At 54.6% G+C, this 16,395-nt stretch carries 16 protein-coding genes; 5 read left to right on the top strand and 11 right to left on the bottom strand.

Annotated features, from left to right (window positions below):
* Window positions 1-234: 234 nt before the first annotated feature.
* Entirely contained in the window at window positions 235-852 is a 618-nt protein-coding gene (gene sodA / locus RAC60_RS14965; protein WP_006121393.1) for a superoxide dismutase [Mn], read from the bottom strand.
* Window positions 853-1,074: 222 nt separating this feature from the next.
* On the bottom strand, window positions 1,075-1,848 hold the full coding sequence (fdhD, locus tag RAC60_RS14970; protein WP_226374606.1) for a formate dehydrogenase accessory sulfurtransferase FdhD: 774 nt from the start codon (window positions 1,846-1,848) through the stop codon (window positions 1,075-1,077).
* Window positions 1,849-2,322: 474 nt separating this feature from the next.
* Here fdhD and fdhE point away from each other — a divergent pair, with 474 nt between their 5' ends.
* From fdhE to RAC60_RS14985, 3 genes are all read left to right on the top strand, one after another.
* Window positions 2,323-3,246 (top strand): formate dehydrogenase accessory protein FdhE, encoded by a 924-nt coding sequence (gene fdhE, locus RAC60_RS14975; RefSeq protein WP_039339184.1) that lies wholly within the window; start codon window positions 2,323-2,325, stop codon window positions 3,244-3,246.
* A gap of 39 nt (window positions 3,247-3,285) precedes the next feature.
* On the top strand, window positions 3,286-3,897 hold the full coding sequence (locus RAC60_RS14980) for a glutathione S-transferase (protein ID WP_006121390.1): 612 nt from the start codon (window positions 3,286-3,288) through the stop codon (window positions 3,895-3,897).
* A 391-nt stretch (window positions 3,898-4,288) separates the two neighbouring features.
* Complete coding sequence (locus RAC60_RS14985; RefSeq protein WP_033737302.1) at window positions 4,289-5,038, top strand: MipA/OmpV family protein; 750 nt, start codon at window positions 4,289-4,291, stop codon at window positions 5,036-5,038.
* Between the two features lie 211 nt (window positions 5,039-5,249).
* On the opposite strand, the gene glyS is transcribed toward RAC60_RS14985, so the two are convergent.
* Entirely contained in the window at window positions 5,250-7,319 is a 2,070-nt protein-coding gene (glyS, locus tag RAC60_RS14990) for a glycine--tRNA ligase subunit beta (protein ID WP_375093967.1), read from the bottom strand.
* 9 nt (window positions 7,320-7,328) lie between these two features.
* Window positions 7,329-8,240 carry a glycine--tRNA ligase subunit alpha gene (gene glyQ, locus RAC60_RS14995; RefSeq protein WP_006121387.1) on the bottom strand — a complete coding sequence of 304 codons (912 nt, stop codon included), beginning with the start codon at window positions 8,238-8,240 and terminating at the stop codon, window positions 7,329-7,331.
* A 281-nt stretch (window positions 8,241-8,521) separates the two neighbouring features.
* Between glyQ and RAC60_RS15000 the strand changes: the two genes are divergently transcribed.
* Complete coding sequence (locus RAC60_RS15000) at window positions 8,522-9,517, top strand: acyltransferase (RefSeq protein WP_006121386.1); 996 nt, start codon at window positions 8,522-8,524, stop codon at window positions 9,515-9,517.
* A 1-nt stretch (window position 9,518) separates the two neighbouring features.
* On the opposite strand, the gene yieH is transcribed toward RAC60_RS15000, so the two are convergent.
* Window positions 9,519-10,181 (bottom strand): 6-phosphogluconate phosphatase, encoded by a 663-nt coding sequence (gene yieH / locus RAC60_RS15005; RefSeq protein WP_375093968.1) that lies wholly within the window; start codon window positions 10,179-10,181, stop codon window positions 9,519-9,521.
* A gap of 148 nt (window positions 10,182-10,329) precedes the next feature.
* Between yieH and RAC60_RS15010 the strand changes: the two genes are divergently transcribed.
* A complete protein-coding gene (locus RAC60_RS15010; protein WP_033737296.1) occupies window positions 10,330-11,643 on the top strand; it encodes an NCS2 family permease in 1,314 nt (437 codons plus the stop codon).
* A gap of 62 nt (window positions 11,644-11,705) precedes the next feature.
* Here the strand turns inward: RAC60_RS15010 and RAC60_RS15015 are convergent, their stop codons facing one another.
* The 6 genes from RAC60_RS15015 to rpmH all read right to left on the bottom strand — a co-directional run bounded on the left by RAC60_RS15015 (window position 11,706) and on the right by rpmH (window position 16,344).
* On the bottom strand, window positions 11,706-12,296 hold the full coding sequence (locus RAC60_RS15015; RefSeq protein WP_006121383.1) for a malonic semialdehyde reductase: 591 nt from the start codon (window positions 12,294-12,296) through the stop codon (window positions 11,706-11,708).
* A 215-nt stretch (window positions 12,297-12,511) separates the two neighbouring features.
* On the bottom strand, window positions 12,512-13,876 hold the full coding sequence (gene mnmE / locus RAC60_RS15020; protein WP_006121382.1) for a tRNA uridine-5-carboxymethylaminomethyl(34) synthesis GTPase MnmE: 1,365 nt from the start codon (window positions 13,874-13,876) through the stop codon (window positions 12,512-12,514).
* 89 nt (window positions 13,877-13,965) lie between these two features.
* Window positions 13,966-15,606 carry a membrane protein insertase YidC gene (gene yidC, locus RAC60_RS15025; RefSeq protein WP_006121381.1) on the bottom strand — a complete coding sequence of 547 codons (1,641 nt, stop codon included), beginning with the start codon at window positions 15,604-15,606 and terminating at the stop codon, window positions 13,966-13,968.
* A gap of 2 nt (window positions 15,607-15,608) precedes the next feature.
* A complete protein-coding gene (yidD, locus tag RAC60_RS15030) occupies window positions 15,609-15,866 on the bottom strand; it encodes a membrane protein insertion efficiency factor YidD (RefSeq protein WP_006121380.1) in 258 nt (85 codons plus the stop codon).
* Window positions 15,830-16,189, bottom strand: a complete 360-nt coding sequence (gene rnpA, locus RAC60_RS15035) for a ribonuclease P protein component (RefSeq protein WP_013023999.1) — start codon at window positions 16,187-16,189, stop codon at window positions 15,830-15,832. The genes yidD and rnpA overlap by 37 nt, the downstream gene beginning before the upstream one ends.
* A 14-nt stretch (window positions 16,190-16,203) precedes the next feature.
* Window positions 16,204-16,344 carry a 50S ribosomal protein L34 gene (gene rpmH / locus RAC60_RS15040; protein WP_000831330.1) on the bottom strand — a complete coding sequence of 47 codons (141 nt, stop codon included), beginning with the start codon at window positions 16,342-16,344 and terminating at the stop codon, window positions 16,204-16,206.
* Window positions 16,345-16,395 lie beyond the last annotated feature (51 nt).

Below are 16,395 nucleotides of genomic sequence, written 5' to 3' on the forward strand. Positions count from 1 at the left end.
CAACGGCAGGTTAATGACTCAAATTGTTAAAAATTTAGCGGGGTAAACTGACGCTTCGTTTAATTTTCGTTTAGGCCCTTAAGCCCGACTGCATGTGTGCAGGTGGTTTGAAGGTAATAAAATGCCAGAGCAGGCACCATTGAGAAGTTGCAGGGTGGAAGAACAGCATCCTGCGGGCATAAAAAAACCGGCAGAGCCACTCTGCCGGTTGAAAGTACCTGTGGCGCTTAGCGCTTACTTAGCGGATGCGAAGCGCGCTGCCGCCTCGTCCCAGTTAACCACGTTCCAGAAAGCTTTGATGTAATCCGGACGTTTGTTTTGATACTTCAGGTAGTAGGCGTGTTCCCACACATCCAGACCGATGATAGGGTAACCCGATACGCCAGCGATCGCTTCGCCCATCAGAGGGTTGTCCTGGTTAGCGGTTGAAACCACGGCCAGTTTGTCACCTTTCTTAACCAGCCAGGCCCAACCGGAGCCGAAACGGGTCGCTGCCGCTTTTTCAAACTCTTCCTGGAATTTTTCTACGCTGCCGAAATCTTTTTCAATCGCAGCTTTCAGCTCGCCCTGCAGCGTGGTGCCGGTTTTCAGGCCTTTCCAGAACAGGCTGTGGTTAGCGTGACCACCCGCGTTATTGCGCAGCGGGCCTTTTTTATCTGCTGGCAGCTGATCCAGTTTGGTGATCAGTTCATCGACAGGCAGATCGGCAAATTCAGTCCCTTCCAGCGCCGCATTGGCGTTGTTGACATAAGTCTGGTGGTGTTTGGTGTGATGGATTTCCATCGTCTGCTTGTCAAAATGCGGTTCCAGTGCGTCGTAAGCGTAAGGCAGGGATGGCAGTGAATAACTCATGTTCTTCCTCTCCATTTAGTGTTTGAGCAGCACGACAATGTCGGCACGTGCCGCGTAAGCAGTCGTATCATTATAGTTAAATTCATGATCGGTAAAAGCGTAATCAATGCCCTATTAAACATAAGGTTTTGAAAAAGCATGCAAAGCAGACAGATTTTTCGGTGGCGGAAAGCCTGGGTGCGTAAAGAGGATTACCTGCAAAGCGCCCCGAACACGCAGACGTTATCTCAGCCGCTGCGGATGACTATAGATGGTGGCACGGCCCGGTTTACTGAATCCTACCAGGGTAAGATGACAGCGTTCGGCCACCTCTACCGCTAACTGGGTTGCGGCAGACACGGCAAACAGAATTTCAACGCCGCACATTGCCGATTTCTGCACCATTTCATAGCTGGCCCGGCTGGAGACCAGTACGGCACCATTGCCCCATTCGGCCTGACTGCGATAGCCCAGCAGTTTGTCCAGTGCCACATGGCGGCCGACATCCTCACAGCCATGAATCAGTCCACCCTCAGGATGTATCCAGGCGGCCGCATGCGTGCAGCCTGTTTTTTGCCCGACGGGCTGGACGTCCTTGAGCTGCGCCAGCGCGCTGTCCAGCTGCGCCAGGGGAAAAGTCTGCGTAAACGGCAACGGCGTCAGCGGCTTTCCGATCTGCTCCAGTTGCTCCACGCCACATACGCCGCAACCCGTCCGGCCGGCCAGCGCTCGCCGTTGGGCTTTCAGCGCCATAAAACGTCGGCTGGATAATTCAATCTGCACCTCAATGCCGTGACAACCGGTCACCACATCCATTCCGAAAATATCGGCCGGAGAATCGATGATGCCTTCTGAGAGTGAAAAACCGACAGCAAACGCCTCCAGGTCCTTGGGCGTTGTCATCATCACAACGTGAGAAATACCGTTATACACCAACGCCACGGGCACTTCTTCGGCTAACCAGTCGGCCTGAGCATGGTGCAGGTCGTCACGTTGCCAGACATGGATTTCACGCAAGCCTGCTCGCTCACTCGCACCGGTTTCCTCTTTCACTTCGTTGTTCTTCACGTTGTTCTGACCCTGAGCTGTTGCGGATGGCGTAAAGGTAACCCTGTTGCGCCATGCTGAATAGCTTCTATTCTGTACCCTGCGCCGTGCTGCAACAAGTCTGTGGGTGGCAGACAGCATAAAGCGTGAAAGGCCCACCGATTTGCCGTTATTCACAATGCGTTATGCCTGTTGTCGCCGGCGAAAAATGTATTTCATACTGAAGATAAAGGGCTGGACTGCTATGCTCAGCCTGTTGGGAGCTGTTTTGCACTGCGGTTTCCTGACGCGGTTTTCCGCCTGCTTTGCTCGCTGAGAACCGCTCACGAGGGAAAATGGCGAAAGATCCGACCCATAACGGCTATTCGTAGCCGATACAGACAACCTCATTTTTGCTGGTGTCGTGAGTAGCGTAATCAGCCAACAAACAGGAAAATGCCTTTTATGCGCATCCGCATTATCCCGAAAGACCCGTTGGAGAAGAGCGAAAAAAACCCAGCGGAAATGATCCCGCCGTTACTCTTCCCCCGGCTGAAAAATTTATACAGCCGTCGGGCGGCGCGTTTGCGTGATCTGGCGGCAAAAAATCCTTTGGGTGACTATTTACGCTTTGCCGCCGTCATCGCCCAGGCGCAGGAAATCGTTCTGTACGATCATCCTCTGCAGATGAACCTTCACGCACATCTGCTCAGGAGCGCTCAGGAAGATAAAGCGCCGCTGGATATTCATACTCTGTCGCGCGATCCACACTGGCATCGCCTGCTGCACTCGTTAGTTGCGGAGCTAAAGCCCGAAATGAGCGGTCAGGCGCTGGCGGTGTTAGAGAACCTGGAGAAAGCGTCAGCGACCGAGCTGGAAACGCTGGCCAGTGCCCTGTTTGCGGGTGAGTACGCGCAGGTGAGCAGTGATAAAGCCCCTTTTATCTGGGCTGCGCTGTCGATCTACTGGGCACAAATGGCGGCATTGATTCCCGGTACGGCTCAGGCGGAGATGGGCGCACAACGCCAGCACTGCCCGGTATGTCACAGCCTGCCGGTCGCCAGCATCGTACATATGGGTTCGCATGAAAGTGCGCGCTACCTGCACTGCAACCTGTGCGAAAGTGAATGGCACGTCGTGCAGAACACCTGCTCTCATTGCGACCAAAACCGCGATCTGCATTACTGGTCACTGGACAGCGAGCACGCGGCCGTCAAAGCAGAAAGCTGCGGCGACTGTGGCAGCTACATGAAAATGCTTTATCAGGAAAAAAATCCGGCCATTGAACCGGTCGCCGACGATCTCGCCTCTTTAGTGCTGGATGCACGTATGGAGCAGGAAGGTTTTGTACGCAGTGGCCTGAATCCTTTTATGTTTCCCGGTGAATAGTTTTTTGCTGATGAAACCTCGCTAAACGGGAGTAACGCAATGAAACTGATTGGCAGCTATACCAGCCCCTTTGTCCGCAAGATTTCTGTCATCATGCTGGAAAAAGGCATGATGTTCGAATTTGTTAATGCGTCGCCCTACAGCGAAGACAGCCATGTTCCGCAATATAACCCGCTGGGTAAAGTGCCCGCGCTGGTCGCGGAGGATCAGCAGGTCTGGTTCGATTCCAGCATCATTGCGGAGTACCTCGAACTGCGTGGTCAGGCACCGGCTTTATTGCCCGCTGATCCGCTGGCGTCTTTAAAGGTTCGTCAGCTTGAAAAGCTGGCCGATGGCATCAGCGATGCGGCACTGGTGATCGTACGTGAGCAAATGCGGTCAGGTAACGCCCAGTCAGAAGAAGTGCTGTTACGCCATCGCGACAAGATTCAGCGCGGGCTGGACAGCCTGGAAAAAGAAGTGAGTGAAGGAAAGTGGATCGATAATGGCGAACTGAATCTGGCCGACATTGCCACAGGCTGCATGATTGGCTACCTGAATTTCCGTCGCGTTGTCCCTAACTGGTGCGTTCAGCGGCCCGCACTGGTCAGGCTGGCCGAAACACTCTTTCAACGGGAAAGTTTTGCCCGAACCACGCCGCCGGCATCCTGATCGGCGAGGCTGTCAGCGCTGATGCCGGTAGCGGTGCTGACAGCCTGTTTCCTTAGCGCATTTCAGTCTGCAACCCTTGCTTTCCCACGTAAAGGGCTGTCGACGTCTCCGTTATTCCCCTTACCCATCACCACGGAATGGCGCATTCGCGCAGTAGCCTGAACCTGTCCGTCGTGACCAGTATAAACAGGGGATGAACTCCGTGAGAATAAGCGTAGCCATCTCTTGCATTGCTACAGCGGCTCCGATATACCTTTCGGGCAGCCCTGTTCTGAGACAACCCGCGTGCTCAGGATGAAAAGGCGGCACAAATATTTATGTATGCTCACGCCCCGTTTCGGGCTGTGAGGCCTGACAGATCACTGCCTCAGCCAGACGATAACCGGACAAAATGACGACCATCCCATTACGTTTCAGAACGGCATTGTGTTGCCTCCTGCTCGGTAATATTACGCATGCCTGGGCTGAGGGGCTGACCCTGGGTGCGCAGGGGGAAGCGAACTTTACGCCCTATCGCGCGTATAAAACTCAGTTTTCTGGCCTGCCCTATGTGGGCTATGACAATGATCATGTCTATATTGATGGCACAGAAGTGGGTGCCTATTTTATCAAAGATGACACCACACAACTGAAAGCGCGCTGGTGGTATCTGGATAACGAATTTGATCCGGACCAGACTTCTGATTCGGCACTCCGCCAGTTACGCATCCGCCACAGCACCATGATGGGCGGCATGAGCTACCAGAAGATCACGCCCCTTGGTGCGTTTCGAACCGAATTGTCTGGCGATACGCTGAACGAAAGCCGGGGATGGCTGGGTACGGTTGCCTGGGCAGGCCAGGTCTCTCTGATGCAACTGGACGTTTATCCTCAGGCCGGTGTGGACTGGCTCAGTAAACAGCAGGCAAGCTATTACTACGGGGTAAGCGAAGAGGAATCTGCCCGCAGTGGTTTACCGACCTGGAACCATCAGGGCGTAACGCCATGGCTTGCCGTGGCGTTTGACTGGCACCCTGTAAAATCCTTCCATGTCTACCTGCAACCCAAAGTCACCTTCCTTACAGGGGCCCTCCGCGACAGCCCGATGACGGATCAACAGTATTTCTGGACGCTGTCTTCAGGCGTGACCTGGACATTCTGAAGCTGCACGCCGCGCAGTGCCGCAGTCCATTTACAGGGTTCGTTGCCGTCCGGCTTTAATAACAGCCCCTGCGCTGCCAGGATGCCTTCGCAACCACAGGTGTTGTCAGTTCTTTTATTGCGTCCGCAAAAAGATAAAGTGCCACCAGCAGGTCGGGTGGCGGCATAAAAAAGGGACGATATCTCGTCCCTTTTATCTGTATCAGAACCGATTACTGCAGCAGCGAGATATCGGCCACCCGCAGGAACAGCTCACGCAGTTTCGACAGCAGCGTCAGTCGGTTAATTCGCACCGCCGGGTCTTCTGCATTCACCATCACTTTATCGAAGAAGTTGTCTACCGCTTCACGCAGCTGCGCCAGTTCAATTAACGCATCCTGATAACGTCCTTCTGCAAAGTAAGGCTGCAGTTTGCTGCTCAGGGCGGTCACAAACGTGGCCAGTTGGATCTCTTCATTTTCTTTCAACAGTGATGCCTGAACGCTGTCATTCAGCGGTTCTGTTGATTTTGCCAGAATATTCGAGACACGCTTGTTGGCCGCCGCCAGCGCGGCCGCTTCATCAAGCGTACGGAAATGCGAAACCGCCTTCATACGTGCATCAAAGTCCGCCGGACGGGTTGGACGACGTGCCAGCACCGCCTGCAAGGTATCGATGCTGTGGCCTTCTTCCTGATACCAGGTACGGAAACGGCCCAGCATAAAGTCGATGACGTCATCAACCACGTTCGCATTGCTCAGCTTGCTGCCATACAGACGTACGGCCTCTTCGGTGAGCGTTTGCAGATCAAGCGGCAGATTTTTTTCCACGATGATGCGCAAAACGCCCAGCGCGGCACGACGCAGAGCAAAGGGATCTTTATCGCCTTTAGGATGTTGACCGATGCCGAAAATACCGGCCAGCGTATCCATCTTATCAGCAATGGCCAGCGCACAGGCTACCGGGCTGGACGGCAAATCATCACCTGCGAAACGCGGCTGATATTGCTCGTTCAGCGCCACAGCGACATCTTCGGCTTCACCGTCATGACGCGCATAGTGCATGCCCATAACGCCCTGGGTGTCGGTAAACTCAAACACCATGTTAGTCATCAGATCGCATTTTGACAGCAGGCCTGCGCGCGTGGCGTGATTCACATCTGCGCCCGTTTGTGCCGCAATCCAGCCCGCCAGCGCCTGAATACGATCCGTTTTATCACGCAGCGAACCGAGTTCCTTCTGGAACAATACGGTTTCAAGACGCGGCAGATGATCTTCAAGACGTTTTTTACGATCGGTATTAAAGAAGAATTCAGCATCCGCCAGACGCGGGCGCACCACCTTCTCATTACCAGAAATAATCTGCTGCGGCTCGCTCGACTCAATGTTGGTGACGAAAATAAAGTTTGGCAGCAGTTTGCCTTCCGCGTCATAAACCGGGAAATACTTCTGATCGCCTTTCATGGTGTAAACCAGCGCTTCAGCCGGCACCTTAAGGAATTTTTCCTCGAAGGTGGCGGTCAATACCACCGGCCATTCCACCAGCGATGTTACCTCTTCCAGCAGGCTGTCACTCAGGTCGGCTACGCCACCTAAACGCCGTGCTGCGGCTTCCGCATCGGCTTTGATCATGGCTTTGCGGACCTGATAGTCGGCAATCACCTGACCGCGCTTTTCCAGCACATCCGGATACTGATCGGCGTTCTCAAGCGTGATTTCACTTTCGCCCATGAAGCGGTGACCACGGATAACGCGATCGGACTTGATGCCAAGAATCGTGCCGGGGATCAGTTCATCGCCCAGCAGCATCGTAACGGTGTGCACCGGACGCACAAACTGCACGTCGCTGTCGCCCCAGCGCATCAGTTTCGGTACCGGCAGTTTGCTCAGCGCCGTGGCAATCATGCCCGGCAGCAATGCCTGCGCCGCTTCGCCTTTCACCTGAGCGCGATAGACCAGCCATTCGCCTTTATCGGTGCTCAGACGTTCAGCCTGATCGACCGTGATACCGTTACCCCGTGCCCAGCCTTCTGCCGCTTTGGTGGCATTGCCCGCTGCATCAAAGGCGGCGGCAACGGCAGGTCCACGCTTTTCTACTTCACGATCGGGCTGGGAGGCGCTCAAATGGGCGACTTTCAGCGCCAGGCGACGCGGTGCAGCAAACCAGCTCACTTCGCCATGGTTCAGATTCGCGGCATCCAGCTCGGCCGTCACCTGGGCAGCAAAGGCTTCTGCCAGGCTACGTAATGCTTTCGGTGGCAGCTCTTCGGTGCCGATCTCCACCAGGAAGGTTTTCTCAGTCATGGCTGCCTCTTACTTTTTGTTATTGCACATCGGGAAGCCCAGCGCTTCACGAGAAGCGTAATAGGCTTCAGCCACGGCTTTGGTCAGGGTGCGAATACGCAGAATATAACGCTGACGTTCGGTCACCGAGATCGCCTTGCGCGCGTCCAGCAGGTTAAAGCTGTGTGCGGCTTTCAGAATGCGCTCGTAAGCGGGCAAAGGCAGCGGTTTTTCCAGCGCCAGCAACTTCTGCGCTTCCTTCTCATACTGTTCGAAACAGGTGAAAAGAAAATCGACGTCGGCATATTCGAAGTTATACGTCGACTGCTCCACTTCATTCTGATGGAACACATCACCGTAGGTGGTTTTGCCTAACGGACCGTCGCTCCAGACCAGATCGTAAACGCTGTCCACGCCCTGGATATACATGGCCAGACGTTCCAGACCATAGGTGATCTCGCCGGTAACCGGTTTACACTCCAGGCCACCGACCTGCTGGAAATAGGTAAACTGCGTCACTTCCATACCGTTAAGCCAGACTTCCCAGCCCAGTCCCCAGGCACCCAGCGTCGGGTTTTCCCAGTTATCTTCAACAAAGCGAATGTCGTGTACGGTAGGATCCATACCCAGCGCTTTCAGCGACCCGAGGTACAGCTCCTGAATATTGTCCGGCGACGGCTTGATGATCACCTGGAACTGATAGTAGTGCTGCAAGCGGTTCGGGTTTTCGCCATAGCGGCCGTCGGTAGGACGACGGGATGGCTGCACATAGGCCGCAGCAATCGGCTCCGGGCCAAGTGCGCGCAGGCAGGTCATTGGGTGTGAAGTACCAGCGCCCACTTCCATGTCCAGTGGTTGAACAATGGTGCAGCCCTGGCGCGCCCAGTAATCCTGCAATGTCAGGATCAGGCCCTGAAAGGTCTTGGTATCAAACTTTTGCATGATGAGTTCGCACGCGGTTCGGCTAGATAAAAAAAGAGTGCGACAGTATACCCTTTGACCGCGTGATATGCAGCCGGAAATCCGGCGGCGCAGCCGCGAGAGTGGATTTTTGGTGTCAGATTTAGCCTGCTGGCGGCCTGTCATCGCCTGATTAACCGATACGGTTATGCGTTTTCATGCGATCCTGTGCACAGAGGGTTCTGAATCCCCGCTATTGCGCTTGTTGACGTCGACGCGACTGGCTACGCTTTGCACCGGGACGCACTGCGCCAGAGGACACCATGTCGCAAAAGATTTACTGGATTGATAATTTGCGGGCGATTGCCTGCCTGATGGTCATCGTCATTCACACCACAACGTGGTATCTGACCGGGCCGATGGCCATAAAAGGTCACTGGTGGGATATTGCTAACCTGTTCAATTCAGCGTCACGCATCTGTGTGCCGCTGTTTTTTATGATTTCAGGCTATCTGTTCTTTGGTGAACGCAGTACGCAGCCGCGCCACCTGTGGCGACTGCTGGGATGTCTGGTTTTTTACAGTGCCGTGTCACTGGTTTATATCAGCCTGCTGACGCCAATTGGCGAAGGCCGTTCAATTTTAAAAATGCTGCAGAAGCCGGTGTTCTACCATCTGTGGTTTTTCTTCGCGCTCATGGGGATTTACCTCTTGTCGCCCCTGATTCAGGTAAAAAGCGTGCGGCCGCGCTACGTGGCGCTACTGGTGCTGATTGTGGTGGTCCTCGCGAATCCCAATACCATGGACCAGTCGTGGGGGCGCTTTCACTGGTTGCCCATTAACCTTTACCTGAGCGGCGACAGTATCTATTACCTGCTCTACGCCTTATTAGGCCGGGCGATCGGTACCATGGACACAGAAAGACGCGCTATCACACCGTTGGCTGCCGTGACCTTTGTGGCCTGCGTGACCGGCATTATGCTGGGTACGAAGCGCGCGTTAATCGTTAATGGTGCCTTTAACGATACGTGGTATCTCTATTGCGGACCGCTGGTATTCATTGCCGCAATAAGCGCGCTGGTGGTGTTCAAAAATGCCTTTAATCAACGTACGCTGCCCGGTCTGGCCATCATTTCGCGCTACTCTCTGCCCATCTACGGCTTTCACGCCCTGTTCATCCATTTTATTCGCACCCATCACTATGACGATATGGCGCGTCCCTGGCTCGACCTGCCTGCCGTTTTTACCGTCACGCTGGTGGGCAGCTTATTACTGGGAATGCTGCTCAGTCGGGTGGATAAACGACATTGGGTGACCTGAGTCAGCGCGTCAGGTTCCAGCCTCTGGCGCGCCACAGCGCGGGTAACGCGGCCATATCGGTGAACACGGTCACCAGCGGATGATGGAGTTCGGGATTATGAGCGTCGGCACAGTAATAAAACACCGGCATGCCTGCTGCGATACCGGCACGCGCCCCCGCTTCGGAGTCATCCACCAAAATACAGCGCTCGACGGGTACCTGCATTTGTTGGGCTGCGTGAAACATCAGCTCGGGTTCGGGCTTCCAGTGGCCAATATCGTAACCGCTGTAAAGACGGTCAGAGAAATGATTCAGCATGCCGGTGAGGCCCAGCGAGTGCTGCATCTTTTTCACCGTGCCGTTTGACACCACGCATATCGGTACTGCCATTTGCCCGACCAGTGCCTTCGCACCGGCTATCGGCTTCAGTTCACGGTCAAACAAACGGGCCACTTCGCGCCGGTAGGCCGGTTCAACGTCCTCCAGCGGCAGAGCGACCCGATGCGTTTCACTGACGTCGCGGATGATGTCATACAGCTTTACCCCTTTGTACTTTTCGAACATCTCCTGTAGAGAGAGCGTAATCCCGTACTGGGCAAAGGTGGTGACATACGCGCGGGTGCACAGGACTTCACTGTCAACCAGGGTACCGTCACAATCGAAAAAGACGCATTCAACAGACATCTGACTCCTCCTTTTGTTCGGGGTACCTTAACACGTCAGCGTGGCCCTGAGGGGCCGGGATATGGCAATCGGTTGCGAAAAATCATTGTATTGCCGGGGCAAAATCGCCAGGATACGCGCCGGTGAAATTTTCTTCTGGATAAATGGCATGAATAAACAAGGCCTTTTTCAGCGCGTATTCAAACTGCAGGAGCATGGTACAACGGTTCGTACCGAAGTGATCGCAGGCATTACCACGTTTTTGACCATGGTATACATTGTTTTTGTGAACCCGCAGATTTTAGGTGTCGCAGGCATGGATACCCGGGCAGTGTTCGTAACGACCTGTTTGATTGCCGCGTTCGGCAGCATCCTGATGGGGCTGTTTGCCAATCTTCCTGTCGCCCTGGCCCCGGCGATGGGCCTCAATGCCTTTTTTGCCTTTGTGGTCGTCGGCGCGATGGGTTACTCATGGCAGGTCGGCATGGGTGCCATCTTCTGGGGCGCACTGGGTCTGCTCATCCTGACTCTGTTGCGGGTACGTTACTGGATGATCGCCAATATTCCGCTTAGCCTGCGCGTAGGCATCACCGCTGGCATTGGCCTGTTCATTGCCATGATGGGCCTGAAAAACGCCGGTATCATTGTGGCCAACCCGGATACGCTGGTCAGCGTGGGTAACCTCAGCTCACACAATGTGCTGCTGGGTGCGCTGGGATTCTTTATTATCGCCATTCTGGCCTCACGCAACATTCACGCCGCCGTGCTCATTTCGATGATCGTCACCACGGCGTTGGGCTGGCTGCTGGGCGACGTGACGTTCACGGGCGTGGTTTCTGCGCCGCCATCTGTCACCGCGATTGTCGGTCAGGTTGATATTAAAGGCGCGTTCAACATCGGCATGGCAGGCGTCATATTCTCCTTTATGCTGGTCAATCTGTTTGACTCGTCCGGCACCTTGATTGGCGTGACCGACAAAGCCGGACTGGCTGATGAAAAAGGCACGTTCCCGCGCATGAAACAGGCGTTGTATGTCGACAGCATCAGTTCGGTAACGGGCGCGCTGGCAGGAACGTCATCGGTGACCGCCTATATTGAAAGTACCTCCGGCGTAGCCGTCGGCGGCCGTACCGGATTGATGGCCGTGGTCACAGGCCTTCTGTTCCTGCTCGTCACGTTTTTATCGCCCCTGGCGGCCATGGTACCGGCCTATGCTGCGGCAGGCGCGTTAATCTATGTTGGCGTGCTGATGACGGCCAGCCTGTCCCGCGTCAAATGGGATGACCTGACCGAAGCCGTCCCGGCATTTGTAACTGCCGCCATGATGCCCTTTAGTTTTTCGATTACAGAAGGCATCGCACTGGGCTTTATTGCGTACTGTGTGATGAAGCTGGGCACCGGTCGCTGGCGAGAAATCAGCCCCTGCGTCGTCATTGTCGCCTTGCTGTTTGTATTGAAAATCGCCTTTATCGACGCGCATTAAAACCGTACGCAAAGGGCGGGAAAGCAGTGAGCGTTACGGTAAGCACGTAACGCTCCAGTAACTCAGACGAACTGGCAGGCCTGCTCCAGGCTCAGCCGGGGTAATCGGGGCGGGAGCTTGTCGGGTAAGCCATAGCCCAGGTTAATGAGCAGGTTGGCCTGCCAGCTGGTACCGGCAAAAAAGGCCGCGTTCACTTTAAGCGGATCGAATCCTGACATCGGGCCTGCATCCAGCCCCAGCGCACGCGCGGCCATGATCAGATAGCCTGCCTGCAGGCTACTGTTACGAAATGCGGTTTCTTTAACCAGATCGGGTGTGTTGGTAAACCAGTTTCGCGCATCGGCATGTTGAAACAACATGGTCAGATGCTGATAAAACTCGCTGTCCCAGGCAATAATCACGGTGACAGGGGCGCGCAGGGTTTTCTCAAGGTTGCCGGAGGCCAGGGCCGGCTTCAGCTTTTCTTTTCCCTCCGCGGAGGTGACAAAAACAAAGCGACCGGGTGAGCAGTTGGCCGAGGTCGGTGCCAGGGCAACCATCTGATAGAGCTTCTCCAGCAGCGACTGCTGCACCGGTTCAGGCTGCCAGTGACTGTGCGTACGGGCCTGGTAAAACAACGTATTCAGCGCGGCATCATCGAGCGGTATCGTCATATAACTCTCCAGGAAAACATCCAGTATTTAACCTGTACGTTGCGTTCACGCTTTTGGATGCCTATTCGCCCGGTTTAGTGTGAATGACCTGGCACGCCGCAAAACGTGAGCAATCTTATCCCTCGTTATCATACCTTGCGTTACGGCAACCGATGCGCAACGCACGGCGGATTGCGTTTCTGGATGCACATTTCCACCGCCGTCTGCCCGCTGAGCTACTTACCAATACAGAAACTGGAGAAAATCCGGCCTAACAGATCGTCCGAGGTAAATTCACCCGTAATTTCACTTAGCGCCTGCTGCGCCAGACGCAACTCTTCTGCCAGTAATTCCCCTGCCCATGCGCCCAGCAGTTGATGTTTTCCCTGCTCCAGGTGGGTTGCGGCTAATTCCAGTGCCTGCAAATGACGACGGCGCGCCAGGAAGCCGCCTTCCATATTGTCGGCAAACCCCATGGTCTGTTTGAGGTGATCACGTAAGGTATCAATTCCTTCGCTGGTGCGGGCAGACAGTCTGATCAGGGCATGACCATTGACGTCCGTCAGGCCGAGCGTTTCACCGGTGATGTCCGCTTTATTGCGCACCACGGTGATCGGCAGTTGAGACGGCAGGCGAGCGACAAAATCGGGCCAGATTTCCGCCGGTTCGGTCGCCTGCGTGGTGGTGCCATCAACCATAAACAGCACGCGGTCCGCCTGTTCTATTTCATGCCAGGCGCGCTCGATGCCGATACGTTCCACCTCATCACTGGCTTCGCGTAAACCGGCGGTATCAATGATATGCAGTGGCATACCATCAATATGGATGTGTTCACGCAGCACATCGCGCGTGGTGCCGGCGATATCCGTGACGATAGCCGCTTCACGCCCGGCAAGTGCATTAAGCAGGCTCGATTTTCCGGCATTTGGCCGACCGGCAATGACGACTTTCATCCCTTCGCGCAGCAGGCTGCCCTGTCTGGCTTCCGCGCGCACCGCATCGAGATCGCGAATGACAGCATTAAGCTGCCCTTCGATTTTGCCGTCAGACAGGAAATCGATCTCTTCATCAGGAAAGTCAATGGCCGCTTCCACGTAGATACGCAGGTGAGTCAGGGCTTCCACAAGCTGGTTAACACGGACAGAGAACGCGCCTTGCAGGGAATTTACCGCCGAACGCGCGGCCTGTTCTGAGCTGGCGTCAATCAGATCGGCAATGGCTTCCGCCTGGGCCAGATCGAGTTTGTCGTTCAGAAACGCGCGTTCAGAAAATTCACCAGGCTGCGCGATACGTAATCCGGGCAGAGCCACAATCCGTTTCAGCAGCAGATCCAGAATCACCGGGCCGCCGTGACCTTGCAGCTCCAGCACATCCTCGCCGGTAAAGGAGTTGGGGCCAGGAAACCATAGCGCGATGCCCTGATCCAGCACGCTGCCATCACTGTCGTTAAACGATAAGTAGTCGGCATAACGTGGTTTAGGGAGTTTACCCAGCACCTGGCGGGCAACCTCGGCGGCCTGCGGACCGGAAACACGCAAAATGCCAACGCCGCCGCGTCCGGGCGGCGTGGCCTGAGCAACAATGGTATCGCTATGGCTCATACATTTTCTCTCACTACAGAAAACAAAGGCGGTCGCTTTGACCGCCTGAGCATAACCTGTTTTATCGCGGGAGACCTCCCGCGACGGTTTTACGCTTTCTTCTTGTCGCGGCTGTGTAAGCCACGTTTTTCCAGCCCGCGATAGATCAGCTGCTGCTGGAGAATGGTCACCAGGTTACTGACGATGTAGTACAACACCAGACCTGACGGGAACCACAGGAAGAACACGGTGAAAATTACAGGCATATACGTCATGATCTTCTGCTGCATCGGATCGGTCACCGTCGTCGGTGACATCTTCTGAATGAAGAACATGGTGATGCCCATCAGGATCGGCAGAATATAGTACGGATCCTGCGCTGACAGGTCATGAATCCATAAAATAAACGGCGCATGACGCAGTTCAACCGAGCCAGACAGCATGTAGTACAAGGCCAGGAAGATAGGCATCTGAATCACCAGCGGCAGACAGCCACCCAGCGGATTCACTTTTTCAGCCTTATACAGCGCCATCATTTCCTGGCTCTGCTTCTGCTTATCATCCCCTAAACGCTCACGCATCGCCTGAATCTTCGGCTGCAGCATGCGCATTTTCGCCATCGAGGTGTACTGCGCTTTCGTCAGCGGGTACATGATGCCACGCACGATGAACGTGATGATGATGATGGAGAAGCCCCAGTTACCGATAAAGCTGTGAATGAACTTCAACAGTTTAAACAGCGGCTGAGAGATGAACCATAACCAGCCATAGTCCACAGTCAGGTCAAGATGCGGCGCAATCGCGGCCATTTTATCCTGAATTTCCGGACCTACCCACAGTGTGGCATCCAGTGTCTGCTGTGCACCCGGTGCAACGGTGACCGGCGCAGATTTATAGCCGATAGCCGCCACGCCATTTCCCAGATTGCTGGTGTAAAGCGTGTTGGTTCCCTGCGTGCGCGGCACCCAGGCGGTAGCGAAATACTGCTGCAACATCGCCACCCAGCCATTGGTGGTGGTGGTGTTGAGGTTTTCGTTATCGGCGATGGTATCGAACTTAATCTTTTCGTATTTCGATTCGCTGGTGGAGTAAGCCGTACCGCGGAAGGTATGCAGCGCAAAGTTATTGCTGCCGGTATCGCGGTGCTTAGGCAAATCGATGGTCTGTTTTAACTGACCAAACATTGACACTTCCAGCGGCTGCTGGCTGGTGTTATTAATGTTGTAATCAACGTTAACTGCATAGTCGCCACGCTTGAACACAAACGTTTTGGTATAGACAACGCCGTTTTCAGCTGTGAACGTCATCGGAACACGCAGCTCGCTCTGACCGTCAGCCAGTTCGAAGTGATCCTGTGCCGTGGTATACAGCGGACGCGCACCGTTGTTCGGGTTGTCCGGACCATTACGGCCAGTCAGACCGCTCTGCGCCTGGTAGACAAACGATGGTGTGGTTTCAAGCAGCTCAAACGGCTTGTCAGAACCCAGCTTATCCGGGTAAGTCAGCAGCAGCGCCTGATCAACATCGCCACCGCGAGTGTTGATGGTTAATGACAGGACATCGGTCTTAACGGTGATCGTTTTACCCTGGCCACTGGCGGGAACACCGGTAGCATCACCGGCAGCGCTGTTGGTGTTTTGCGTGGTCTGGGTCTGCAATGGCTTCGGAGCGTGGTCCGTCTGCCAGGCTTGCCAGATCATGAAAGACACGAACAGAAAAGCGATGAGAAAGAGATTGCGTTGCGAATCCATCGTTAATGTTCTCTGGTATCAAAGGTTTTTGGCGGCACAGGATCGTCACCACCCGGGTTCAAAGGGTGGCATTTTAATACGCGTTTTAAAGTCAACCAACTGCCTTTTATCACGCCAAACCTGCGTAAGGCCTCAATTCCGTATTGAGAGCAGGTCGGATGAAACCGACAGTGTGGCCCCAGCAATGGACTGATACCGCGTTGATATACGCGTATCAGGACGATCAGGAACCGCGCGCCAGGCGACAGTGACGACGCCATAATTTCTCCAACGCTTCCGCCAACATACGGTTATCGAGATCGGCAACACCCTTTTTCGCGACCACCACAAAGTCCATCGACGGCAATTCATGTTGACGCAGACGAAAGCTTTCGCGGGTCAATCGCTTGATCCGGTTACGTTCGTGAGCGCGTTTCACATGTTTTTTCGCGACGGTAAGACCGATGCGGGGATACCCCAGCGCGTTAAGGCGGCCGAGAATAGTAATTTGCGGCGTGCCAGCCCGTTGTGGCTGCTGAAAGACGAAAGTGAAATGAGTGGGAGTTAACAAACGTAACTCCCTGGGAAATGCGAGCTTACCCATCAGGGTTAGCTTTATTACTTAGAAACGGTCAGACGAGCGCGGCCTTTAGCACGACGACGTGCCAGAACCTGACGACCATTTTTAGTAGCCATACGAGCACGGAAGCCGTGTGAACGGTTGCGCTTCAGTACGGACGGTTGAAAAGTGCGTTTCATGGCGATTTCTACCTAAACTTGAAAATTTTCACTGGGTGACGCGTTTTCGGG

It is taken from the genome of Pantoea sp. BR_17, from assembly GCF_041955125.1.
In the GTDB taxonomy this organism is placed as follows: Bacteria; Pseudomonadota; Gammaproteobacteria; order Enterobacterales; family Enterobacteriaceae; genus Pantoea; species Pantoea stewartii.

Bases quoted from the DNA above. Each gene is read 5' to 3' on its own strand.
- yidD (WP_006121380.1), bottom strand. From the start codon at position 15,866: ATGGCGTCGTCACTGTCGCCTGGCGCGCGGTTCCTGATCGTCCTGATA.
- RAC60_RS15015 (WP_006121383.1), bottom strand. From the start codon at position 12,296: ATGACGATACCGCTCGATGATGCCGCGCTGAATACGTTGTTTTACCAG.
- glyQ (WP_006121387.1), bottom strand. From the start codon at position 8,240: ATGCAAAAGTTTGATACCAAGACCTTTCAGGGCCTGATCCTGACATTG.
- mnmE (WP_006121382.1), bottom strand. From the start codon at position 13,876: ATGAGCCATAGCGATACCATTGTTGCTCAGGCCACGCCGCCCGGACGC.
- sodA (WP_006121393.1), bottom strand. From the start codon at position 852: ATGAGTTATTCACTGCCATCCCTGCCTTACGCTTACGACGCACTGGAA.
- yieH (WP_375093968.1), bottom strand. From the start codon at position 10,181: ATGTCTGTTGAATGCGTCTTTTTCGATTGTGACGGTACCCTGGTTGAC.
- rnpA (WP_013023999.1), bottom strand. From the start codon at position 16,189: ATGGGTAAGCTCGCATTTCCCAGGGAGTTACGTTTGTTAACTCCCACT.
- RAC60_RS14985 (WP_033737302.1), top strand. From the start codon at position 4,289: ATGACGACCATCCCATTACGTTTCAGAACGGCATTGTGTTGCCTCCTG.
- yidC (WP_006121381.1), bottom strand. From the start codon at position 15,606: ATGGATTCGCAACGCAATCTCTTTCTCATCGCTTTTCTGTTCGTGTCT.
- glyS (WP_375093967.1), bottom strand. From the start codon at position 7,319: ATGACTGAGAAAACCTTCCTGGTGGAGATCGGCACCGAAGAGCTGCCA.
- RAC60_RS15010 (WP_033737296.1), top strand. From the start codon at position 10,330: ATGAATAAACAAGGCCTTTTTCAGCGCGTATTCAAACTGCAGGAGCAT.
- RAC60_RS14980 (WP_006121390.1), top strand. From the start codon at position 3,286: ATGAAACTGATTGGCAGCTATACCAGCCCCTTTGTCCGCAAGATTTCT.
- RAC60_RS15000 (WP_006121386.1), top strand. From the start codon at position 8,522: ATGTCGCAAAAGATTTACTGGATTGATAATTTGCGGGCGATTGCCTGC.
- rpmH (WP_000831330.1), bottom strand. From the start codon at position 16,344: ATGAAACGCACTTTTCAACCGTCCGTACTGAAGCGCAACCGTTCACAC.
- fdhE (WP_039339184.1), top strand. From the start codon at position 2,323: ATGCGCATCCGCATTATCCCGAAAGACCCGTTGGAGAAGAGCGAAAAA.